This is a genomic window from Streptomyces sp. NPDC058880 (assembly GCF_042742535.1).
Classification (GTDB): domain Bacteria; phylum Actinomycetota; class Actinomycetes; order Streptomycetales; family Streptomycetaceae; genus Streptomyces.
In genome coordinates, this window is record NZ_JBHYMC010000022.1 from 36,262 (window position 1) to 57,352 (window position 21,091).

Sequence of the window (21,091 nt, forward strand, 5' to 3'; positions counted from 1 at the left end):
CAGCGCGGCCGCCCGGGGACTGGTCAACTGTGAGGGGCGGGGCAGGCGGACACGCGTAGCGGAGACAGGAGGCGGCTGGTGAGACGAGCGCTGACCAGCGTCGGTCCCGGGGACGGTGACGGCGGCGGGTACGAGGAGGACGAGGCCTCGCGCCTGTGGCACGTGACCCTGAGCGTCTCCGGCAAGCCGGCCCCGCTGTCCGAGGTCCGGCGGGGACTGGAGCAACTGGCCCACGACCACCCCTTCCTCCTGACCAGCCGGTACGCCGACGACCACGCGGAGATCCGCTACTGGGAAGAGGCACGCGACCTCCACGACGCGGCGGCCGTCGCCCTGCGCCTGTGGGGTGAGCACCGCTCCTCGGCGCAGTTGCCGCCGTGGGAGATCGTCGGCCTGGAGGTCATCGACCGCGCCACCTACCACCTGCGCGTCGCGGAGGGCTACGGACCGCCTCCCGCCCACCCGGTGGGCGTCCACCCGTACTGACGTGACGTGCCCGAACCCCCGCCGGTGACCGCGGCGCGGGCGGCGGCTGCGCACCGGGGCGGGCGGAGCCGGGCCCGGAGCCCGTCTCGTGGTGTGGAAGCCCCGTCGGCCGGGCTCCGGCGTGGGCTTACCCTGGCCGCATGACCTCGCTCGACGACGCCACCGCCACCTCGCCCGTCCTCGCCACCGCGCGCCGCGCCCGGACCGCCGCCGCGGCCATCGCACCACTCCCGCGGTCCGCCAAGGACGCGGCCCTGCTGGCGGTCGCCGACGCGCTGGAGGCCCGTACCGCCGAGATCATCGCGGCCAACACCGCGGACACCGACAAGGCCCGAGCCGCCGGTACCAGCGAGACCGTCATCGACCGTCTCACCCTGACCCCGGAGCGGGTCGCCGCCATCGCCTCCGACGTGCGCGACGTTGCCGCCCTCCCCGACCCCGTCGGGGAGGTCGTCCGCGGCAGCACCCTGCCCAACGGCATCGACCTGCGGCAGATCCGCGTTCCCCTCGGCGTCGTCGGCATCATCTATGAGGCCCGCCCCAACGTCACCGTCGACGCCGCCGCCCTCTGCCTCAAGTCCGGCAACGCCGTCCTCCTGCGCGGCAGCTCCTCCGCCTACGCCTCCAACACCGCCCTCGTCGCCATCCTCCGCGACGCCATCCGGAGCGCCGGCCTGCCCGCCGACGCGATCCAGCTCGTCCCCGGCGAGTCCCGGGACTCCGTACGCGAGCTGATGCGCGCCCGCGGCCTCGTCGACGTGCTGATCCCGCGCGGCGGCGCCTCCCTCATCAAGACCGTGGTCGAGGAGTCCACCGTCCCGGTCATCGAGACCGGTACCGGCAACTGCCACGTCTACGTCGACGCCCAGGCCGACCTCGACATGGCCGTGGACATCCTCGTCAACTCCAAGGCCCAGCGGCCCTCCGTCTGCAACGCCGCCGAGACCCTCCTCGTCCACCGCGAGATCGCCGGCGCCTTCCTGCCGCGCGCCCTCGACGCGCTCGCCGAGGCCGGCGTCACCGTCCACGGCGACCCGGCCGTCCTCGCCGCCGCCGAAGGCACCAAGGCCACCGCTGTGCCCGCCACGGACGAGGACTGGGCCGCCGAGTACCTGTCCTACGACATCGCCGCGGCGGTGGTGGACTCGCTCGACGACGCCGTCGCCCACATCCGCCGCTGGACCTCCGGGCACACCGAGGCGATCGTCACCACCTCACAGGCCGCCGCGCGCCGCTTCACCCAGCTGGTCGACTCCACCACCGTCGCCGTGAATGCATCCACTCGGTTCACCGACGGTGGTCAGTTCGGTTTCGGCGCAGAGATCGGCATCTCCACGCAGAAGCTGCACGCCCGGGGCCCGATGGGGCTTCCCGAGCTCACCTCCACCAAGTACATCGTCACCGGCGACGGTCACGTTCGGTAGAGCGGCCGCCCACCTCGTGTGGCCGGAATTCGCCGAACAGCCTGCCCAAAGGCTCCCCCCAGGTCTAGGCTGTTCCCGTGCCGGACGACGTGGGGAGCAAGCCGTTCCCGGACGACGGGGAGCCCGACGACGACCGCGGAGGCGCGGAAGAGTACTTCGCCTCCGTGGTGTTCGACGAGGACTTCGTCCGGAACGCCGAGATCCGTGAACCGAGCGCCGCCGAGCGCCAGCGGGCGGCCGACCGGGCGCGTGCCGAGGCGGAGGCCGCCCGGGCCGTCGCCGCCGGCTGGACGGGCGACGACGACCATGACGGCTACGGCTACGGCCACCCCGACGGGTACGGCACCGACGACTACGGCTGGGAGCGCGGCGGTGACCACGAGCCCGGCCACGGCTCCCCGGACGGACCCTACGGGGCCTACGGAGGCAGCCTGCGCCCCTACCGGGGCCGCGCCCCGTGGCTGCGGCCCGTCGCCTGGGTGCTCGCCTTCGTGATGGGCCTGGGCATGGTCGCGCTCGCCTTCAGCGCCGTCTACCGCAGCGCCTCGGGTGAGGCGGACCCCGCTCCGGCTCCCTCCAGCACCCCCGGGCGTGAAGTCACCGGCGTCGGCGCGTTTACGTACCCTTCAGTACGCCAACCCTGAAGGTACGACCCCACTCGCGACCGCCGGAGCTGGGGGCTTCTCTGAAGCGGGGACAGCGGGGAGAAGCGATGGCCGTGCCAGGAGATCCACCCGACAGCACTCCCGACGGCACCGGCGGGGGCGACGACGAGTTCCGGTCGGACGAGTACCGATCGGTGGTGTTCGACGAGGATTTCGTCCGCGCCGCCCGGCTCCAGGAGTACTCCGCCCAGGAACGCATGGGCGAGCACGCCCGGGCCGTGCGCAGCCGGTCCATCTGGTCGGGCGGCGGCGCACCCCGCACCAGCACTCCCGGCCGCGGCGCCCGCCAGGGCATGCTGCTCGTGCTGCTCATCGCCACGGCCTTCGCCGTCGCCGTCTACCTGGGGCTGCGCAACCCCTACGTGCCGCCGGCCGGCGGCACCGCCCAGGCGCTCACCAGCACCGTCGTCCCGCTCGCGCCCACCGCCGCCGTGTCCGGCGGGCTGCCGCCGGAGCTGTTCGCGAAGAGCCCCGCCGCCGACTACCGGGTCGGGGCGGCCGGGATCACCCTGCCTGCGGTGCGCCGCACGCACCACTTCACCGACGCCCAGGTCCTCACCGCGCTGTCGATCGCCAAGGACTACCTGGTGCAGTCCTCGCTGGACCCCGATGTGCTGGCCGGATCCGCCACCCGGCCGGTGCGGGTCCTGCTCGACCCCGACCAGCTGGCGCAATTCGACCGCAGCATGACCGCCCCTGCCGGGGACGGCCGGCACGCCGCCACCGGCTGGCTGGTCCGCCTCGACCCGGCCACCGCCGTCATGGCCGACTCCCGGGTCCGGGTGAGCGGCACCCTTGCCTTCGAGGAGGTGGCCCAGGACGTGCTGGAGGTCACCACCGATCACACCTTCGTGTACGCCGTGCGGCCGGCCACCGGGGCCGTGGCCGAGGGCGCTTCGCTGTTCACCGTCCGGCGCGAGCTGCGGATGCGCTTCGACCGGGACGACCTGGGCGCCCGGCGGCTGGAGCTGGCATCGGCCTACGTGATGGCAGGGCCGCAGGACTGCTCCGCCGACCCGGCCGGGGGCTTCCGCCCGCTTCTGGCCGGGGCCGGTCCCACCACCGTGGGACCGGCCGCGAGCGACCCGTACGCCAGCGGCCACCCGAGGCGCTCGGCCGGGTTGTGCGGCGTACTGGCGCCCGCCGCGACTCCGGGCGCCCCGGTCAGCCCCGCTCCGTAGCCCCTGCCCCACCCTTGCCGTCCGAGCCGGTGTCCGGACCGGAACCGCCCCCGGCGCCGGTGAACTTGTCACGCAGCCTGCCGCCCATGTCGGCCGCACCGCCCGCGATGTCGCCCACCAGCTTGAACAGCGGGTCCTTGCTGCTGCGCACCGAGTCGGCGTAGTGCGCGGCCGACTCCCGGAAGGAGTCGGTGACCGAGGTGTCCTTGTCCTCCTCGCGGCGCGGGTAGTGCCCGTCCATGATCCGCTGGTAGTCCCGGCTCTCCGACCACTTCTTCAGCTCGGCCGCCCGGACCGTGGTGAAGGGGTGCGTGCGCGGCAGCATGTTGAGGATCTTCAGCACGGAATCCCGCAGGTCGCCGCCCTTCTCGTACTCGTCGGCCTGCTCCAGGAAGGCGTCCACGTTCATCTCGTGCAGGTGGTTGCCGCCCGCCAGCTTCATCAGCCCGCGCATCGAGGCCATCACGTCCTGCCCCACCAGCAGGCCCGCCCGGTCGGCTGACAGCTCCGACTTGCGGAACCATTCCCGCAGCGCGGTCACGATCGTCATGATCGCCACATTGCCCAGCGGAATCCACGCGACCTTCACCGCCAGGCTCGTCAGGAACAGCAGGATCGTGCGGTACACGGAGTGTCCCGACAGCGCGTGGCCCACCTCGTGGCCGACCACCGCCCGCATCTCCTCCTCGTCGAGCAGCTCGACGAGGCTCGTGGTCACCACGATGATCGGCTCGTCCAGCCCGATGCACATGGCATTGGGGCGCGGGTCCTGCTGCACGTACATCTGCGGGACCTTCTCCAGGTCCAGGATGGAGCAGGCGTCGCGGAGCATCGCATACAGGTGGGGGAACTGGGTCTCGCCCACCCGCACGGAGTCCGACAGGAACAGCAGCCGCAGGCTCCGCTCCGGGAGCAGCCCGCTCAGGGTCTTGAAGACCGTGTCGAAGCCGGTCAGCCTGCGCAGCGCCACCAGGGCCGACCGGTCCGCCGGATGCTCGTACGCACGCGAGGAGATGCCGGGGAACCTCCTGCGGTCCCGCGCCGGCACCTTCTCGAATCCCGTCTCCGTCATGCGCCCTCCCCTGGTGGAACTGCTCGACCTTGCGTCTATCCTCTCCAACGCCTGAGTCGGCGCGAGCGTGCCCGGGGCGCCCGCATACGATGTGGGCGAAGTCTCCGACAGCTCCCCGACTCGATAGGTACCTGCCTGATGAGCCTCTCCTCCACCGCCCACAACCTGGTCGTCCTCGCCTCGGAGGGGGCCGAACAGCACGGCGGCAACCACGACAGCCTCAACCCCTACCTGACCGGCGGCGCCGCCTTCGTCATCCTGATGCTGATGCTCTGGGTCACCACGCGCCTGAACCGCGACCGCTAGTCGGACCGGTCCGCCGGGCCAGTAGGCTCTGCGCTCATGGGAGAGCAGGAGACGCCTACCGGTCCGGTCAAGCGCCGGCTCGGCGTGATGGGCGGGACATTCGACCCGATCCACCACGGACACCTGGTGGCCGCCAGCGAGGTGGCCGCCCTTTTCCACCTCGACGAGGTGGTGTTCGTGCCGACGGGCGAGCCCTGGCAGAAGTCCCAGCGGGCCGTCTCGCCCGCCGAGGACCGCTACCTGATGACGGTCATCGCCACGGCCTCGAACCCGCAGTTCTCGGTGAGCCGCATCGACATCGACCGCGGCGGGCCGACCTACACGATCGACACCCTCCGGGACCTGAAGGCGCTGAACGACGACGCCGACCTGTTCTTCATCACCGGTGCCGATGCCCTCGCCCAGATCCTGACCTGGCGCAATGCCGACGAGCTCTTCTCGCTCGCCCACTTCATCGGAGTCACCCGGCCGGGCCACGTGCTCACCGACGACGGGCTCCCCGAGGGCGGCGTCTCCCTGGTCGAGGTGCCCGCGCTGGCGATCTCGTCCACGGACTGCCGCGCGCGCGTCGCCCAGGGCGATCCCGTCTGGTACCTGGTGCCGGACGGTGTGGTGCGCTACATCGACAAGCGTGAGCTGTACCGGGGAGCCTGAGCTTCCGGAGAGAGGGGCCCGCGGTGAACGACCGACAGGATCCGTACGACCCGTACGCCGCCCACGAGCAGCAGCTCATCGGCTACGACGCGTACGGGCGGCCGGTGTACGGCCAGGCGCCCGCGCAGCCCGCCCACCAGTACGAGCAGCAGGGCTACGGCTACGACTACCAGGGCTACGACCAGCCCCAGCAGTACTACCAGCAGCAGCCGGCGGCCCAGGAGTACGGGCAGCAGGAGTACCCCCAGGCGCCCTCCTACGGCTACGACGCGCAGCACGGCGGCCGGCCCCCGCAGCAGGCCCAGCACCAGCAGTGGATCCCGCAGCAGCAGGCTCCCGAGCCTCCGGCGGCCGAGCAGCTCTCGGCCCCGGCGGAGCGGGCGTCCGGCCAGGTCCCCGAGCCGCGCCGGTCCGAGGACGGCTCCGAGGCGGGCCGGGACTACCGCACCGAGATGTTCGCGTTCATCGACCAGCCGGACGAGGACTCCGAGGACGTTATCGACTGGCTCAAGTTCACCGAGAGCCGCACCGAGCGCCGCGAGGAGGCACGCCGCCGCGGGCGCAACCGGGTGGTCGCGCTGATCGTGGCCCTCGCCGTGTTCGTCGTCGCGGGCCTGGGCTACCTCTGGTACGCGGGCAAGCTGCCGTTCCTCGACGGCCCCGGCGGGAAGAAGACCGCCGCCACCGCGGACGCCGCGGCGCAGAAGCGCGACATGATCGTCGTGCACCTGCACAACACCAAGAAGGGCGGTACCTCCTCGGCACTGCTCGTCGACAACGTCACCACCGGGCAGGGCGCCACCGTCCTGTTGCCGAACGCCCTCGCCGTCACCAGCCAGGACGGCACCGCCACGGCCCTGGGCAAGGCGGTCGAGGAGGGCGGCCTCGGCACCCGCGAGGCCCTCGACTCCGTGCTCGGCACCCGGATCGGCGGCACCTGGCGCCTGGACACCCCCTTCCTGGAGAACCTGGTCGAGCTGGTCGGCGGCATCGAGGTCGACACCGACACCGCGGTCCCGGCCGACGACGCGGCGAAGACCCCAGCCGTAGGGCAGGGCCCGAAGCAGAGCCTGAGCGGCCCGATGGCCGTCGCGTACGCCACGTACCGGGCGCAGGGCGAGCCGGAGGCCAAGCAGCTGGAACGCACGGGCAAGGTGCTCCACGGCGTCCTGCGCAAGTTCCCGGGCGACCCGAAGGCCGGGGCCGTCACAGTCGAGAGCATCGGCCAGATCCTCGATCCCGCGCTGAACGCCCAGACCCTCGGGGCCCTGCTGTCCAAGCTCGGCGCGCACGCCAAGGTGGGCGCGTACCGCACCGACGTCGTCGCGGTGAAGGCGGACGGGACGCTCACGGACGAGGCCAACAAGAAGGTGGTCAAGGAGGTGCTCGGCGGCTCCGCGGACTCGGCCCGGCCCGGCGCCGTCCCGCGCGTCGGACTCAAGGACGCCAGCGGCGACGAGAAGGCGCAGGTCGCGGCGAAGGCGGCGCTGCTGAACGGCGGCTACACCTTCGTGGACGGCGGCAAGGCCGACAAGACCGCGGCCGCCTCGCAGATCACCTACCAGGACGACGCCCAGCGCGACCGCGCGATCGAGGTCGCCAAGACCCTGGGCCTGCCCGAGACGGTCGTGAAGAAGGCCGAGAACGCGGTGAACGCCGAGGTCGTGGTGATCCTCGGGAAGGACTACAAGCAGTCCTGACCTGGCCGCGGCCCGGCCGGGCGAGGGCGTTCGCGCCCGCGCGGAACGTTCCGCGCGGGCGCTGTCGGCGGTACATGAGACCCTTGTAAGGATCTGCCCGCCAACCCGAAAGCATGGCCAGTGACCGCCACGGACCGCTCCATCGAGCTCATCACCACCGCTGCCCAGGCCGCGGCCGACCGGCTCGCACACGACATCATCGCGTACGACGTCAGCGACGTGCTGTCGATCACCGACGCCTTCCTGCTCGCCTCGGCGCCCAACGACCGCCAGGTCAAGTCGATCGTCGACGAGATCGAGGAGCGCCTGCAGAAGGAGCTCGGCGCCAAGCCGGTGCGCCGTGAGGGCGACCGCGACGCCCGCTGGATCCTGCTCGACTACGTCGACATCGTCGTCCACGTCCAGCACAGCGAGGAGCGGGTCTTCTACGCGCTGGAGCGCCTGTGGAAGGACTGCCCCGAGATCGAGCTCCCCGAGGACGCCAAGCTCACCATCGGCAAGGCCGAGGAGCACGCCAAGCTGCGCGAGGCGCAGGGCGACGAGGACCTGGACGGTGATCTGTTCTGAGCGCGACCACCTCGGGCCGGGCCGGCAGGAAGATCGTTCTCTGGAGGCACGGCCAGACCGCGTGGAACCTGGAACGGCGCTTCCAGGGATCGACGGACATCGAGCTGACCGAGACGGGCCTGGCACAGGCGCGCCGGTCCGCGCGACTGCTCGCCTCGCTGCGGCCGGACGCCATCGTCGCGTCCGACCTGAAGCGGGCCGCGGCCACCGCAGCCGAGCTGTCCGCCGTCACGGGCCTGCCCGTGACGCACGCGGAGGCGCTGCGCGAGACGTACGCGGGCGAGTGGCAGGGCCTGACGCACGAGGAGATCGTCGAGAAGTACGGCGAGCAGTACGCGGCGTGGAAGCGCGGCGAGCCGGTCCGCCGGGGCGGCGGTGAGCTGGAGACCGAGGTCGCCGACCGCGCCGCGCCCGTAGTGCTGGAGCACACCGGCCGACTGCCGGCGAACGGCACCCTCGTCGTGGTCAGCCACGGCGGCACCATCCGCACCACCATCGGGCGTCTGCTGGGCCTGGAGGCGCACTCCTGGGAGAGCCTGGGCGGACTCTCCAACTGCTGCTGGTCCGTGCTCGGCGAGGGCGCGCGCGGCTGGCGCCTGCTGGAGCACAACGCCGGCACGCTGCCGGAACCGGTGCTCGGCGACGACGACTGAGCGGGCTCCCTGCCGCTTCCCGACGGGTCACCGACCCGGATTTCACTTTCCGGCTGGTCACAGGCTAGAGTTCTTCTTGTTCGCAGCGAAGAACACCGGAGACGGGGGAAGCGCAGCGGAGAGCGGGGCTATAGCTCAGTTGGTAGAGCGCCTGCATGGCATGCAGGAGGTCAGGAGTTCAATTCTCCTTAGCTCCACAATCAGGATCCCGTCCCCAAGTGGGGGCGGGATCCCTGTTTTTGTACCCTTTGCGTTTGCTGACCCTGCACGCACCGGCGTGGCAGAATCGGACCGCCGGAGGGGGAGTCGACGGCCCGACGCGGGAGGGAGTCGCGAACGGATGGGTGCACACCGGCGCCGGTGCGACTGGTGCAACAACGGGACGCCGATCGTGCGGGACATGGACCCGGTCAACCCCGACTACCAGTACTGGTGCGAGGAATGCGCGCGGGCGCTGATCATAAAGGGCGACCCGATCGAGACGTACCGCGAGCTGGAAGGGGAGCCGATCTACGGTCGGCTGCTCGATGAGCACTGCACGCTCAAGCGGTTCTACCAGTTCGCGAGAGCGTGACGGATCGATGTAAATCGGACATGGCCCGTGGTTCGCAGAAACCGATTTTTGGACCAGGGCCATGACCGTGTAATGTTTGGGACGTCGCCAAGGGGAACCGGCAAGGGAAACCGAAGCGGCAAGCAAGGCAAGGGGCTATAGCTCAGTTGGTAGAGCGCCTGCATGGCATGCAGGAGGTCAGGAGTTCAATTCTCCTTAGCTCCACAGTGAAGAAGCGGGCCACCCGGATCGGGTGGCCCGCTTCTCGTGGTACCACCGGGTGGAACGGCCGAGCGTCGGCGGGGGCCGCTGCGGTACCCTGACGCCATGCGTGCCGTACGCCTCCTGCTTACCGAGCCGCGCTGATCAGTGCCGACCGTCGAAACGGTCGGACCCGGCGCGGCGCCCCCTCCTGTGCGAGGGGTTTTTTCGTTTGGGCAGGCAGAGACGGCAGAGACGATCGATGGAGCTTCAGAAATCATGAGCGAGACGAACACCCCGGCCCCCGAGGCGGCCGAGGCGCACCGCTACACGGCTGCCATGGCCGCCGACATCGAGGCACGCTGGCAGGACGTATGGGACGCGCAGGGCACGTACGAGGCCCCGAACCCGACCGGTGACCTCGCCGGGGACCCCGCGATCGTCGCCCGGCCCAAGAAGTTCATCATGGACATGTTCCCGTACCCCTCCGGTGCGGGCCTGCACGTCGGCCACCCGCTCGGGTACATCGCCACCGACGTCTACGCCCGCCACCAGCGGATGACCGGCCACAACGTCCTGCACACCCTGGGATTCGACGCCTTCGGCCTGCCGGCCGAGCAGTACGCCGTGCAGACCGGCACGCACCCGCGCGTGTCGACCGAGGCGAACATCGAGAACATGAAGCTCCAGCTGCGCCGGCTGGGCCTGGGCCACGACAAGCGCCGGTCCTTCGCCACGATCGACCCCGAGTACTACAAGTGGACCCAGTGGATCTTCCTGCAGATCTACAACTCCTGGTACGACGCGGACGCGCAGAAGGCCCGGCCCGTCGCCGAGCTGGTCGCCGCCTTCGAGGACGGCTCCCGTGAGGTCCCGGGCGGCCGCGCCTGGTCCGGCCTGACCGCGGCCGAGCGCGCCGACGTGCTGAACGGCTTCCGCCTGGCGTACTCCTCCGACGCGCCCGTCAACTGGTGCCCCGGGCTGGGCACCGTACTGGCCAACGAGGAGGTCACCGCCGACGGCCGTTCCGAGCGCGGCAACTTCCCGGTCTTCAAGTCCAGGCTGAGCCAGTGGAACATGCGGATCACCGCGTACGCCGACCGACTGCTCGACGACCTGGACGCGCTGGACTGGCCCGAGGCCATCAAGCTGCAGCAGCGCAACTGGATCGGCCGCAGCGAGGGCGCCCGCGTCGACTTCGCGCTGGGCGACGAGGCCATCACCGTCTTCACCACCCGCCCGGACACCCTGTTCGGCGCCACCTACATGGTGCTGGCGCCCGAGCACCCGCTGGTCGAGAAGTTCATCCCGGCCGCCTGGCCCGAGGGCACCCACGACGTGTGGACGGGCGGTTACGCCACCCCGGCCGAGGCCGTCGCCGCCTACCGCGGGCAGGCCGCCGCCAAGTCGGACGTCGAGCGCCAGGCCGAGGCCAAGGACAAGACCGGCGTCTTCACCGGCGAGTACGCGACCAACCCGGTCAGCGGCGACAAGGTCCCGGTCTTCATCGCCGACTACGTGCTGATGGGCTACGGCACCGGCGCGATCATGGCCGTTCCCGCGCACGACAGCCGTGACTTCGAGTTCGCGCGCGCCTTCGAGCTGCCGATGCGCTGTGTCGTGCAGCCCTCGGACGGGCGCGGAACCGACCCGGCCGAGTGGGACGACGCCTTCGCCTCGTACGACGCGAAGCTGGTCAACTCCACGGGCGAGGGCATCTCGCTGGACGGCCTGGGCGTCGTCGAGGCCAAGGCCGCGATCACCGAATGGCTGGCCGAGCGCGGCATCGGTGAGGGGACGGTCAACTTCCGTCTGCGCGACTGGCTGTTCAGCCGGCAGCGCTACTGGGGCGAGCCCTTCCCGATCGTCTACGACGAGGACGGCGTCGCGCACTCCCTGCCCGAGTCGATGCTGCCGCTGGAGCTGCCGGAGGTCGAGGACTACGCGCCGCGCACCTTCGAGCCGGACGACGCGGACTCGCAGCCGGAGACCCCGCTGTCGCGCAAGGCCGACTGGGTCAACGTCGAGCTGGACCTGGGCGACGGCGTGAAGTCCTACCGGCGCGAGACCAACACCATGCCCAACTGGGCCGGTTCCTGCTGGTACGAGCTGCGCTACCTGGACCCGAACAACGCCTCCGCACTGGTCGACCCGGAGATCGAGCAGTACTGGATGGGCCCGCGCGAGGGCGCTCCGCACGGCGGTGTCGACCTGTACGTGGGCGGCGCCGAGCACGCGGTGCTGCACCTGCTGTACGCCCGCTTCTGGTCGAAGGTCCTCTTCGACCTGGGGCACGTGTCGTCGGTCGAGCCGTTCCACAAGCTCTTCAACCAGGGCATGATCCAGGCCTACGTCTACCGTGACGAGCGCGGCTTCCCGGTCACGGCCACCGAGGTCGAGGAGCGCGACGGCGCGTTCTTCTTCGAGGGCGAGCAGGTCAAGCGCGAGCTGGGCAAGATGGGCAAGTCCCTGAAGAACGCCGTCACGCCGGACGAGATCTGCACGGAGTACGGCGCCGACACGCTGCGCCTGTACGAGATGGCGATGGGCCCCCTGGACGTCTCCCGCCCGTGGGACACCCGCGCGGTCGTCGGCCAGTACCGCCTGCTGCAGCGCCTGTGGCGCAACATCGTGGACGAGGAGACCGGCGCGGTCACCGTCGTGGACGCGGAACCCGCCGAGGACACCCTGCGTGCGTTGCACAAGGCCATCGACGGGGCGGGCTCGGACATGGCGGGGCTGCGGTTCAACACCGCCATCGCCAAGATCACCGAGCTGAACAACGCCCTGACGAAGGCGGGCCGCCCGCTGGAGCGCTCGGTCGCCGAGCGGCTGGTCCTGCTGGTCGCCCCGCTTGCCCCGCACATCGCGGAGGAGCTGTGGCACCGGCTGGGCCACAGCGAGTCGGTGGTCCACCAGGACTTCCCCGTAGCGGACCCGGCGTACGTCGTGGACGAGAGCGTGACGTGCGTGGTGCAGGTCAAGGGCAAGGTCAAGGCGCGGCTGGAGGTGCCGCCGACGATCACGGACGCCGAGCTGGAGCAGCTGGCCGTGACCGACGCCGCCGTGGTGGCGGCCCTGGGCGGCGCGGAGATCCGCAAGGTGATCGTGCGTGCGCCGAAGCTGGTGAACATCGTCGTCTGAGGGCGCACCCCCGTATGAGGGGGATCCCGTACGGGCAGGTTGGGGGTTCGAAGGGAACCCCCGACCTGCCCGTGGCGTTTACGGTGGAGGGAAGAGCGGACGCCTGGGGAAAGGGGCCGTCATGGAGGCCGCGTTGATCATCTTCGCGCTGATGCTGCTGGCCATGGTCGGCCTCGGCGCGTACCTCACGGTCAAGGCGGTGGGCGCGGCCAAGCGGGGCGTGGAGCGCACCGTCGCCCAGGCGCGCCGCAGCGTGGAGGACACCACGCTGCGCGCCAAGAGCTTCGGCCAGGTCGGCGTTGCGGGCGCGCTGGCGCAGCTGCGGCTGGACCTGCGCACGTCCATGCGCGCCACCCAGCAGGCGCTGGCCGAGGGAGCCCGGACGGACGCCTCGCTGCGGGAGTCCCTTGGGCTGTTCGAGCGGCTCAGCGCCCACGGGCACGAGCTCGACGGGGAGCTGAAGCGGCTGGAGCAGGAGCCCGACCGGCGGCGCACCGCGGAGCTGCTGCCGGATCTGCGCGAGCGCACCGCCAGGATCATCGAGGCGGCGGACTCGCTGCGGTGGGCCGCCCGCGACCGGGCCCGCCGCTTCGCGGAGGACGAGCTGTCCCTGCTGTCCGAGCAGATCGAGATGGAGTCGGGCGCGCTGCGCGACTGGTCGCGCGAGCCGGTGGACGGCCTGGCGACGGCGGCCGCCGAGTGGGACGCGGCCCAGGCCACGCCCACCGCGCCCGGGCCGGCGGCCCCGAAGCCGGCGACCGCACCCCCGCAGGCGGCCCTGAACCCGCCGACCCCGACGATGCAGTACCCGTGGCAGAAGACCGCCCGCCCGGAAAGCGCGGGCTGAGCGGAACCGGCGGCTGAGCGGAACCACCGCCCGGGGAACGGGGTCGGGACCGGGGCGTGGGTCCCTGGGGCGTGGGCCTGTGTGGCCGTGGACCTGTGTGGGGCGTGGGCCTGCGTCGGGCGTGGGTCCCAGCTGTGGGCCCCGGGGCGAGTTTCCGGTGCGGCAAAGGGCCGGGGCGGGGAGGCGCGGCAGCGACCCCGGGGGGCGGCCCGCGGCCCCCGATCCGTAGGATCTGACCGCCGCGGCCGAAGCCGAGCGGTGCCCGTCCCGCCCCAGCCCGGGGCCCCGGCTGCCGTACCGCCCCCACGGGCGGTAACCTCCGCCTCATGTCCCGCCATGTCGCCATCGTCACCGATTCCACGGCCTACCTGCCCCGTCCGGCCATGGCGCGGCACGGAATCACCTCCGTCCCGCTCACCGTGGTGCTCGGCGGCGAGGCGCTCGAAGAAGGCACCGAGATCTCGGCGCGCAGCCTGGCCCTCGCCTTGCAGAAGCGCCGCCCGGTCACCACCTCCCGCCCCGGCCCGGAGGAGTTCGTACGTGCCTACCGGGAGGCGGCGGACGCCGGGGCGACCGGCGTGGTCAGCCTGCACCTGTCCGCTGAGTTCTCGGGGACCTATGACGCCGCCGTGCTGGCGGCCAGGACCGCACCCGTGCCGGTGCGCGTCGTGGACACCGGCATGGTCGCGATGGCCCTCGGGTTCTGCGCGCTTGCCGCGGCCGAGGCCGCCGAGGCCGGCGGCTCCGTGGACGAGGCCGTGGCGGCCGCCGAGAAGCGGGCGGCGGACATGGCCGCGTACTTCTACGTGGACACCCTCGACTATCTGCGCCGCGGCGGCCGGATCGGGGCCGCGCAGGCGCTCCTCGGCTCGGCCCTGGCGGTGAAGCCGCTGCTGACCCTGGACGGCGGGCGTATCGAGATGCTGGAGAAGGTGCGTACGGCCTCCAAGGCCATCGCCCGTCTGGAGGAGCTGGCCGTCGAGCGCGCCGGCTCCGCGGAGGTGGACGTGGCGGTGCATCACCTGGCGGCACCGGAGCGGGCTGAGAGGCTCGCCGAGCGGCTCCGCGAGCGGATTCCCGGCCTGGTCGAGCTGCACGTCAGCGAGGTCGGCGCGGTGATCGGCGCGCACACCGGACCGGGGCTCCTGGCGGCGGTCGTCTCGCCCCGCTGATCACCGGAACGAGTGGCGCGGTTTTCCACAACAGGGCCGATATCCACCGGAATTGAAGGATCCGGACGGTGGTCGGGATCTGTCTCTACGGTCGTGGCATGACTCTTCGAACCCGTATCGCGTATCCGTCGGGCGCCACCAGTGGCCCGGGCCGTACCCGTCTCTCCGACAGCCGCCTGCGGCGCGGCGGTGGCGGCGGCAGGCGCCGCAACGGCCTCCGCGGCGCGCCCGCACGTCCTCGTCGGGGGCCGCACCCTGGGCCGGACGAGGGGTCGGGTCCCGACCCGGGGCCGGACGCGTTGCGGCGGAGGGCCGAAGCCCTGCTCGGCGGTGCCGGCCCGCCGGAGCCGGCGGTCAGCCAGCCGTCGCCCCTGCAGCCGTTGCTCCCGTCGCCGTCGGCCGCGGAGGATCCGCCGGCACCGTCCGGCGGAGCGGTGGCCGGCGCCCTGACCGCCGGTGCCGCGCGGAGGCTGGCGGTGCGGGAGCGGCTGCCGGTATGGCTGCAGGCCCGTTGCGCGGTGGAGCCGCGCTCGGTGGCTGCGGTCGGGGTGGTCCTGGTCGCCGCCGTGTGCTTCGCCGCGCAGCAGTACTGGTCGGCCCGGCCGCAGGACGTGACCGCCCCCGCCCCGGCGGTGCTGCCGGCCGTGGCCGCGGCGCCGGCCGCGGCAGGGGGAGGGGGCGGCGCGGGGCCCGCGGGGACCGTGGTCGTCGATGTCGGCGGGAAGGTCAGGGACCCCGGAGTGCGGCGCCTGCCAGCCGGGTCCCGGGTCGAGGACGCGCTGGCCGCCGCCGGGGGAGTGCGTCCGGGTACGGACACCACCGGGCTGAACCGGGCCCGGGTGCTGGTGGACGGCGAGCAGGTGCTGGTGGGCGCGACGGCGCCGCCGGGAACGGCCGCGGGCGGTCCGGCCGCCGGGCCGCTCAGTCTGGGCTCCGCCACCGTCGAGCAGTTGGACGCCCTCCCCGGGGTGGGGCCGGTCCTGGCCCAGCACATCGTCGACTTCCGCACCGCCCGCGGCGGATTCCGGTCCGTGGAGGAGCTCCGCCAGGTCAACGGCATCGGCGAGCGGCGCTTCGCCGACCTGCGCACGCTGGTGCGGCCGTGAACCGCGGGGAGGGGGCGGGGCCTGCGGATCTGCGGCTCGCGGTGCCGGCGGTGGCCGCCTGGGCGGCGGCCGCCCTCGCCCTCGACTCACCTGTGGGGGCGACCGCCCTCGGTGCGGGGCTGGCGGTGGCCGCCGCGGGGCTGCTGCTGGTCCGAGGAGGGCGTCAGGGGGCCCGGTGGGGGGTCGGTCCGGCCGTGGCGGCGGCCCTGCTGGCCGCGGCCGCCGGAGCCTGTGTCGCGGGGCTCCAGTCGGCCGAGGCGCGGGCCGGGCCGGTCGCCGGGCTGGCGCGGGAGCACGCCCGGGTCCTCGCGGAGCTCACCGTCGCATCCGACCCCAGGACCGCGCGGAGCGGGAGCGGGCCGCCGGTGGTGGTGCTGGACGCGGTGGTGACCCGGGTGACCGGGCCCGACGGTGCGGGGAGTCGGGTCGCGACGCCGGTGCGGGTGCTGGCCGGACACGTGGGATGGGCCCGCCTCCTGCCCTCCACCCGGGTGGAGGTGGCCGCCCGGCTGGCCCCGGCGCGGGACGGGGAGCGGGCCGTGGCGCTGCTCCGCCCGGCCGGCGACACGCCGCCGGGGGTGACCGGTGGCCCGGATGCCGCTCAGCGGCTGGCGGGGCGGCTGCGGGCCGGGCTGCGCCGGGCTACCGATGGGCTCGCACCGGATGCTCGGGCCCTGCTGCCGGGACTGGTCGTCGGGGACACGTCCAGGGTCCCGCCCGACCTGCACGAGGCCTTCCGGGCCACCGATCTGCTCCATTTGCTGGCCGTTTCCGGGTCGAACCTGACCGTGGTGCTGTTCCTGCTCATCGGGCCCCCGGGCCGCGCCCAGCAGGCCGAGCGGCGGGGGCTGGCGCCCCGGCTGGGGCTTTCGCTGCGGGCGACCGCCGTGTGCGGGGCGGCCTTGACGCTGGCCTTCGTGGTGGTGTGCCGTCCGGAGCCGAGCGTGCTGCGGGCGGCGGCCTGCGGGGCGGTCACCCTGCTGGCCATCGCCACCGGCCGGCGCCGGTCCCTGATTCCTGCGCTGGGCGCCGCCGTGCTGCTGCTGGTGCTTTACGACCCGTGGCTGGCCCGCAGTCCCGGCTTCCTGCTCTCGGTCCTGGCCACGGGGGCGCTGCTGACCCTCGCTCCGCGGTGGAGCGGGGCCCTGCGGCGGCGCGGGGCGGGACCCCGGCTCGCCGAGGCGCTGGGGGCTGCCGCCGCCGCCCAGGCGGTGTGCGCGCCCGTCGTCGCCGTGCTCGCGGCCCGGGTCAGCCTGGTGGCGGTGCCGTGCAACCTGCTGGCCGAGCTGGCCGCCGGTCCGGCGACCGTCCTCGGCTTCGCCACCCTGGCCGCGGCCCCGCTCTCGATGCCCGCCGCGGAGGTGCTCGCCCGGTGCGCCGGGGTGCCCGCGGGGTGGATCGCGGCCGTCGCGCGGGCCGGGGCGGGGCTTCCCGGCGCCGAGCTCTCCTGGCCGGGCGGACTCGCCGGCGGCCTGCTGCTGACCGCCGCCACCCTGACGGCCGTGGTTCTCGGTGCCCGGTGGAGGCGGCGGCGGTGGCTGTGCTCCGCGCTGGCGGTGCTGCTGCTCCTCGCGGTACTGCGGCCGCCGCAGCTCACCCGCACGCTCACCGGCTGGCCTCCGCCCGACTGGAGTTACGTCCAGTGCGCCGTGGGGCAGGGGGACGCCGGCGTTCTGGCCGTCGGCCCGGGGGAGGCGCTGGTGGTGGATGCCGGCGCGGAGCCCGGGCCGGTGGACGAGTGCCTGCGCGGGCTGGGGGTGCGCCGGGTGCCGATGCTGCTGCTGACGCACTTCCACGCCGACCATGTGGGAGGGTTGCGGGGCGTGCTGCGGGGCCGCTCCGTGGGGGTGGTCCAGACCACTGTGCTGGAGGAGCCGCCGGGGCAGGCCGCGTTCGTCCGCCGGACCGCCGCGGCCGCCGGGGTGCCGGTGGTACGCGCCGTGCAGGGGGAGCGGCGCCGAGCCGGGCCGCTGGAATGGCAGGTGCTGTGGCCCCCGCCGGGCGGCTCGCCCTTCCCGGGGCCCAACGACGCGAGCGTCGTCCTGCTGGTGCGCGCCGCGGGGCTGACCCTGCTCCTGCTCGGAGACCTCGAACCGGCCGCGCAGCAGGCCCTCCTGAGGGAGCATCCGCAGCTGGGGCCGGTCGATGTCCTCAAGGTCGCCCACCACGGCTCCGCGCACCAGGATCCCGGGCTGTACGAGCGGGTCCGGCCCAGGCTCGCGATTGTTCCCGTCGGGACAAAAAACCGGTACGGGCACCCCGCGCCGGGTACGCTCACCCGCCTGCGGGCCGTGGGTGCGACGGTGCTGCGCACCGACACCGACGGCTCGATCGCCGTCAGTGGATCCGGCGTTCGGCTGCGTGCGTTTCCGGCCAGGAGGCGGCGTGACCGACGCGGCCATACCGGGCGCGAGTGTTCTGTTTGCCCACAACCCGACAGCATGATCGAATGCGTCTTCGCCAGAACGGTCCCAGTCCATACAGCACGGGGGTGCACACGTCATGTTCGGTCGCCGACGGGGGATGGAGTCGGCCGGAAGTTCCAGCCCGCACACATCCGCGACACTGACGCTGCCGCCGACGGCGCGTCTGCTCAGCTGCCGAGTCCTCGACACGGTCCACCGGCCCATCCGGCAGGCCGCGTTCGAGGTGACGGATCCGATCGGCCGCCGGATCGTCGGCGGCGAGACCGACCCGTTCGGCGGTTTCACCGCCACCGTTCCGGAAGGGGAGTACCGGCTCTCCGTCACCGCAGAGGGGTACACGCCGTTCCACGGGGTCACGCTCGTGGGAGACCCCGCGCAGCCCGGTACGGCGGAGATCGTCCTCGACGCGGTGGAGCCCCCGGTCCTGCCGCAGCCCGGTCACTGGGAGATCGACCCGACGCACTCGTCCATCGGTTTCACGGCCCGCCACATCGGCCTGGCCCGCATCAACGGGCGCTTCAACACGTTCGCCGGGGCGGTGCGGATAGCGGACCGCATGGAGGACTCCTCCATGCACGTGATCATCGATGCTGCGAGCATCGACACCGGGGTGCGGCTGCGCGACGACCACCTGCGGTCGGGCGACTTCCTGGACGCGGCCCGCCACCCCACGGTGGAGTTCTACAGCGAACGCTTCATGCACCGCAGCGGCAGCCGCTGGGCCGTTGCCGGTGCGCTGACCCTGCACGGAGTGAGCCGGTCCGTGACCCTGGACACCCAGTACCTGGGCCTCGGGACGGGCATGGAGGGTGAGGTGCGGGCGGCCTGCCGGGCCACCGCCGAGCTGCACCGCGAGGACTTCACCCTCAACTGGCAGTCGATGCTGGCGCACGGGATCGCGGCGATCGGGTCCAGCGTGGACATCACGCTGGACGTCCAGATCGTGCACAAGGCCTGACCTCCGGCCCCGGCCCGGTCGGGGCTCAGGGGGCCTCCAGCCAGCCTTCGTACTCGGCGGCGAGGCCGTCCAGAGCAGTGGCGTCGAGCCGTTCCCGCGGATCCTCGACGACGACCAGCCATTGGGCGTCCTCGGCGTCGTCCTCGCCGGCCAGCGCGTCGCGTACCAACTGCGGCTCCTCCGGGAGACCGAAGCGGTCGACGGCCTCCTGGGCCACCTCCTCGGCGGCGTCGCGGTCGGGCAGGACGAGTACATGTCGCACGTTCACCGGGCCATTGTCGAACACCCGGTGGAGGGGGCCGGGGCGCGGGGGGCTGTCAGCGAGGCGTGGGATGCTGGAGGCGATGGCCACCAGGAAGAACTCCACCGACGATCCCCTCGCCCCGATCACCCTCGCGGTGGGGCAGGAGGAACTGCTGCTCGACCGCGCCGTGCGGGAGGTGGTGGCGGCCGCCCGGGCCGCCGACGCCGACACCGACGTCCGCGACCTCACCTCCGACCAGCTCCAGCCCGGCACCCTGGCCGAGCTGGCCAGCCCCTCGCTCTTCTCCGAGCGCAAGGTGCTGGTCGTGCGCAACGCGCAGGACCTCTCCGCCGACACGGTCAAGGAGGTCAAGGCCTACCTCGCCGCGCCCTACGAGGAGATCACGCTGGTCCTCCTCCACGCGGGCGGAGTCAAGGGCAAGGGCCTGCTGGACGCCGCCCGCAAGGCGGGCGCCCGGGAGATCGCCTGCCCGAAGATGACGAAGGCGGCGGACCGGCTCGCCTTCGTGCGGGGCGAGTTCCGCACGCTGGGCCGGTCGGCCACCCCGGAGGCGTGTCAGACGCTGGTCGACGCGATCGGCAGCGACCTGCGGGAGCTGGCGAGCGCCGCGGCCCAGCTGTGCGCGGACGTCGAGGGAACCATCGACGAGGCCGTCGTCGGCCGCTACTACACCGGGCGCGCCGAGGCATCCAGCTTCACGGTCGCCGACCGTGCGGTCGAGGGGCGCGCGGCCGAGGCCCTGGAGGCCCTGCGCTGGTCCCTGGCCACCGGTGTGGCGCCGGTCCTGATCACCAGTGCGCTGGCCCAGGCGGTCCGCGCCATCGGCAAGCTCGCCGCGGCACCGCGTGGGGCCCGCCCCGGGGACCTGGCCCGTGATCTCGGCATGCCACCGTGGAAGATCGACCGGGTCCGCCAGCAGATGCGGGGCTGGTCGGCGGACGGCGTCGCGGACGCCCTGCGCGCCGTGGCCGCCGCGGACGCGGGCGTCAAGGGCGGGGGCGACGATCCCGAGTACGCCCTGGAGAAGGCGGTCGTCGCGGTGGCCCGCGCGGCCCGCCCCCAGCGCCGCTGACCGCCGGCCCTGCCCCGCCCGTCCCGCTTTCCTGCCCGGGCTGCGCGAAGGCCCCGGTCGTCACCCTGGGGAAGGGGGACGACCGGGGCCTTCGGTCACTGCTCGGTTGCTCCGCACCCGCGTGGCGAACGCTTCGTGTGCGGAGCGGGTTGCCGGTCAGGAGCGGGAGAGAGGGCCCGCTGGGTCCCTTCCGGCGATCACATCGAGTGCGGAACTCAGATGGCGGCAACCTTGGAGGCCAGCGCCGACTTCTTGTTGGCGGCGGCGTTCTTGTGGATGACACCCTTCGAGACGGCCTTGTCCAGCTTCTTGGAAGCCAGGCGGGCCGCAGCGGTGGCCTTCTCCGCGTCGCCGGCGAGGATGGCCTCGTTGGCCTTGCGGATGAAGGTGCGCAGCTCGGACTTGACCGACTTGTTGCGAAGGCGAGCCTTCTCGTTGGTCTTGTTCCGCTTGATCTGGGACTTGATGTTCGCCACGAAAGAGCCTTTTCAGGTTCAGGGGTTGATCTTCGGATGGTGTCCCTCCCCCGGACTTCGTCCAGGGTCCCCCTGGTGAGAGGGCATGCGAGACACAGCTGCCCAGGCTACCAGGCACGCTCCCGGCGGCCCAAACCGAGCGCACTGCCCCGTCCATGGGACC

The 21,091-nt window shown here is 72.8% G+C and carries 19 protein-coding genes, 2 tRNA genes and 1 pseudogene; 19 read left to right on the plus strand and 3 right to left on the minus strand.

Features of this window, described 5'->3' with window-relative positions:
* The first annotated feature begins 90 nt into the window (after nt 1-90).
* From ACFW2G_RS15515 to ACFW2G_RS15530, 4 genes are all read left to right on the plus strand, one after another.
* Complete coding sequence (locus ACFW2G_RS15515; RefSeq protein WP_236647721.1) at nt 91-486, plus strand: hypothetical protein; 396 nt, start codon at nt 91-93, stop codon at nt 484-486.
* A 140-nt stretch (nt 487-626) separates the two neighbouring features.
* The gene (locus tag ACFW2G_RS15520) at nt 627-1,910 is read left to right on the plus strand and encodes a glutamate-5-semialdehyde dehydrogenase (RefSeq protein ID WP_384451017.1); all 1,284 of its coding nucleotides are present in this window, start codon (nt 627-629) and stop codon (nt 1,908-1,910) included.
* Between the two features lie 77 nt (nt 1,911-1,987).
* The gene (locus tag ACFW2G_RS15525; protein WP_037923777.1) at nt 1,988-2,554 is read left to right on the plus strand and encodes a hypothetical protein; all 567 of its coding nucleotides are present in this window, start codon (nt 1,988-1,990) and stop codon (nt 2,552-2,554) included.
* A gap of 68 nt (nt 2,555-2,622) precedes the next feature.
* Nucleotides 2,623-3,756, plus strand: a complete 1,134-nt coding sequence (locus ACFW2G_RS15530) for a hypothetical protein (protein WP_384451024.1) — start codon at nt 2,623-2,625, stop codon at nt 3,754-3,756.
* Here ACFW2G_RS15530 and ACFW2G_RS15535 read toward each other — a convergent pair.
* The gene (locus ACFW2G_RS15535; protein WP_384451027.1) at nt 3,740-4,828 is read right to left on the minus strand and encodes a M48 family metallopeptidase; all 1,089 of its coding nucleotides are present in this window, start codon (nt 4,826-4,828) and stop codon (nt 3,740-3,742) included. The two genes, ACFW2G_RS15530 and ACFW2G_RS15535, sit on opposite strands and share 17 nt — an antisense overlap.
* Nucleotides 4,829-4,966: 138 nt before the next feature.
* On the opposite strand from ACFW2G_RS15535, the gene ACFW2G_RS15540 reads away from it, so the two are divergent.
* The 14 genes and pseudogenes from ACFW2G_RS15540 to ACFW2G_RS15605 all read left to right on the plus strand — a co-directional run bounded on the left by ACFW2G_RS15540 (nt 4,967) and on the right by ACFW2G_RS15605 (nt 19,115).
* Complete coding sequence (locus ACFW2G_RS15540) at nt 4,967-5,134, plus strand: hypothetical protein (protein ID WP_037631388.1); 168 nt, start codon at nt 4,967-4,969, stop codon at nt 5,132-5,134.
* Nucleotides 5,135-5,170: 36 nt separating this feature from the next.
* Nucleotides 5,171-5,788 carry a nicotinate-nucleotide adenylyltransferase gene (gene nadD, locus ACFW2G_RS15545; RefSeq protein WP_030760999.1) on the plus strand — a complete coding sequence of 206 codons (618 nt, stop codon included), beginning with the start codon at nt 5,171-5,173 and terminating at the stop codon, nt 5,786-5,788.
* 23 nt (nt 5,789-5,811) lie between these two features.
* Entirely contained in the window at nt 5,812-7,488 is a 1,677-nt protein-coding gene (locus ACFW2G_RS15550) for an LCP family protein (protein ID WP_384584010.1), read from the plus strand.
* Nucleotides 7,489-7,608: 120 nt separating this feature from the next.
* Nucleotides 7,609-8,055: a ribosome silencing factor gene (gene rsfS / locus ACFW2G_RS15555; RefSeq protein WP_037923787.1), complete on the plus strand. Its 447-nt coding sequence runs from the start codon at nt 7,609-7,611 to the stop codon at nt 8,053-8,055.
* Nucleotides 8,052-8,708, plus strand: coding sequence for a histidine phosphatase family protein (locus tag ACFW2G_RS15560; RefSeq protein WP_037923789.1), 657 nt, complete (start codon nt 8,052-8,054; stop codon nt 8,706-8,708). Before rsfS ends, ACFW2G_RS15560 begins: the two co-directional genes overlap by 4 nt.
* Before the next feature lie 124 nt (nt 8,709-8,832).
* A tRNA-Ala gene (locus ACFW2G_RS15565) sits at nt 8,833-8,905 on the plus strand.
* Nucleotides 8,906-9,048: 143 nt separating this feature from the next.
* Nucleotides 9,049-9,282, plus strand: a complete 234-nt coding sequence (locus ACFW2G_RS15570; RefSeq protein WP_008738908.1) for a hypothetical protein — start codon at nt 9,049-9,051, stop codon at nt 9,280-9,282.
* A 131-nt stretch (nt 9,283-9,413) separates the two neighbouring features.
* Nucleotides 9,414-9,486: transfer RNA gene (locus ACFW2G_RS15575), tRNA-Ala, on the plus strand.
* 255 nt (nt 9,487-9,741) lie between these two features.
* The gene (gene leuS, locus ACFW2G_RS15580; RefSeq protein WP_037923791.1) at nt 9,742-12,606 is read left to right on the plus strand and encodes a leucine--tRNA ligase; all 2,865 of its coding nucleotides are present in this window, start codon (nt 9,742-9,744) and stop codon (nt 12,604-12,606) included.
* 121 nt (nt 12,607-12,727) lie between these two features.
* Nucleotides 12,728-13,453 carry a hypothetical protein gene (locus tag ACFW2G_RS15585; RefSeq protein ID WP_037923794.1) on the plus strand — a complete coding sequence of 242 codons (726 nt, stop codon included), beginning with the start codon at nt 12,728-12,730 and terminating at the stop codon, nt 13,451-13,453.
* 326 nt (nt 13,454-13,779) lie between these two features.
* Complete coding sequence (locus ACFW2G_RS15590) at nt 13,780-14,625, plus strand: DegV family protein (RefSeq protein ID WP_384451037.1); 846 nt, start codon at nt 13,780-13,782, stop codon at nt 14,623-14,625.
* Between the two features lie 98 nt (nt 14,626-14,723).
* The gene (locus ACFW2G_RS15595) at nt 14,724-15,731 is read left to right on the plus strand and encodes a helix-hairpin-helix domain-containing protein (RefSeq protein WP_384584013.1); all 1,008 of its coding nucleotides are present in this window, start codon (nt 14,724-14,726) and stop codon (nt 15,729-15,731) included.
* Nucleotides 15,728-18,097 (plus strand): annotated as a pseudogene (locus ACFW2G_RS15600) (ComEC/Rec2 family competence protein); the annotation flags it as partial. The gene ACFW2G_RS15595 and the pseudogene ACFW2G_RS15600, both read left to right, overlap by 4 nt.
* A 136-nt stretch (nt 18,098-18,233) precedes the next feature.
* Nucleotides 18,234-19,115, plus strand: a complete 882-nt coding sequence (locus ACFW2G_RS15605; protein WP_201773412.1) for a YceI family protein — start codon at nt 18,234-18,236, stop codon at nt 19,113-19,115.
* A 25-nt stretch (nt 19,116-19,140) separates the two neighbouring features.
* Here the strand turns inward: ACFW2G_RS15605 and ACFW2G_RS15610 are convergent, their stop codons facing one another.
* Nucleotides 19,141-19,383 carry a hypothetical protein gene (locus ACFW2G_RS15610; protein WP_037924385.1) on the minus strand — a complete coding sequence of 81 codons (243 nt, stop codon included), beginning with the start codon at nt 19,381-19,383 and terminating at the stop codon, nt 19,141-19,143.
* 76 nt (nt 19,384-19,459) lie between these two features.
* On the opposite strand from ACFW2G_RS15610, the gene holA reads away from it, so the two are divergent.
* Nucleotides 19,460-20,452, plus strand: coding sequence for a DNA polymerase III subunit delta (gene holA / locus ACFW2G_RS15615; protein ID WP_384451044.1), 993 nt, complete (start codon nt 19,460-19,462; stop codon nt 20,450-20,452).
* A gap of 215 nt (nt 20,453-20,667) precedes the next feature.
* Here the strand turns inward: holA and rpsT are convergent, their stop codons facing one another.
* A complete protein-coding gene (gene rpsT, locus ACFW2G_RS15620) occupies nt 20,668-20,928 on the minus strand; it encodes a 30S ribosomal protein S20 (RefSeq protein ID WP_030030523.1) in 261 nt (86 codons plus the stop codon).
* Between the last annotated feature and the right edge of the window lie 163 nt (nt 20,929-21,091).

What these genes read in the sequence shown, in the direction of transcription:
- ACFW2G_RS15520 (WP_384451017.1), top strand. Translation starts at nt 627, where the DNA reads ATGACCTCGCTCGACGACGCCACCGCCACCTCGCCCGTCCTCGCCACC.
- ACFW2G_RS15530 (WP_384451024.1), top strand. Translation starts at nt 2,623, where the DNA reads ATGGCCGTGCCAGGAGATCCACCCGACAGCACTCCCGACGGCACCGGC.
- ACFW2G_RS15535 (WP_384451027.1), bottom strand. Translation starts at nt 4,828, where the DNA reads ATGACGGAGACGGGATTCGAGAAGGTGCCGGCGCGGGACCGCAGGAGG.
- ACFW2G_RS15540 (WP_037631388.1), top strand. Translation starts at nt 4,967, where the DNA reads ATGAGCCTCTCCTCCACCGCCCACAACCTGGTCGTCCTCGCCTCGGAG.
- nadD (WP_030760999.1), top strand. Translation starts at nt 5,171, where the DNA reads ATGGGAGAGCAGGAGACGCCTACCGGTCCGGTCAAGCGCCGGCTCGGC.
- ACFW2G_RS15570 (WP_008738908.1), top strand. Translation starts at nt 9,049, where the DNA reads ATGGGTGCACACCGGCGCCGGTGCGACTGGTGCAACAACGGGACGCCG.
- leuS (WP_037923791.1), top strand. Translation starts at nt 9,742, where the DNA reads ATGAGCGAGACGAACACCCCGGCCCCCGAGGCGGCCGAGGCGCACCGC.
- ACFW2G_RS15585 (WP_037923794.1), top strand. Translation starts at nt 12,728, where the DNA reads ATGGAGGCCGCGTTGATCATCTTCGCGCTGATGCTGCTGGCCATGGTC.
- ACFW2G_RS15590 (WP_384451037.1), top strand. Translation starts at nt 13,780, where the DNA reads ATGTCCCGCCATGTCGCCATCGTCACCGATTCCACGGCCTACCTGCCC.
- ACFW2G_RS15595 (WP_384584013.1), top strand. Translation starts at nt 14,724, where the DNA reads ATGACTCTTCGAACCCGTATCGCGTATCCGTCGGGCGCCACCAGTGGC.
- ACFW2G_RS15605 (WP_201773412.1), top strand. Translation starts at nt 18,234, where the DNA reads ATGTTCGGTCGCCGACGGGGGATGGAGTCGGCCGGAAGTTCCAGCCCG.
- holA (WP_384451044.1), top strand. Translation starts at nt 19,460, where the DNA reads ATGGCCACCAGGAAGAACTCCACCGACGATCCCCTCGCCCCGATCACC.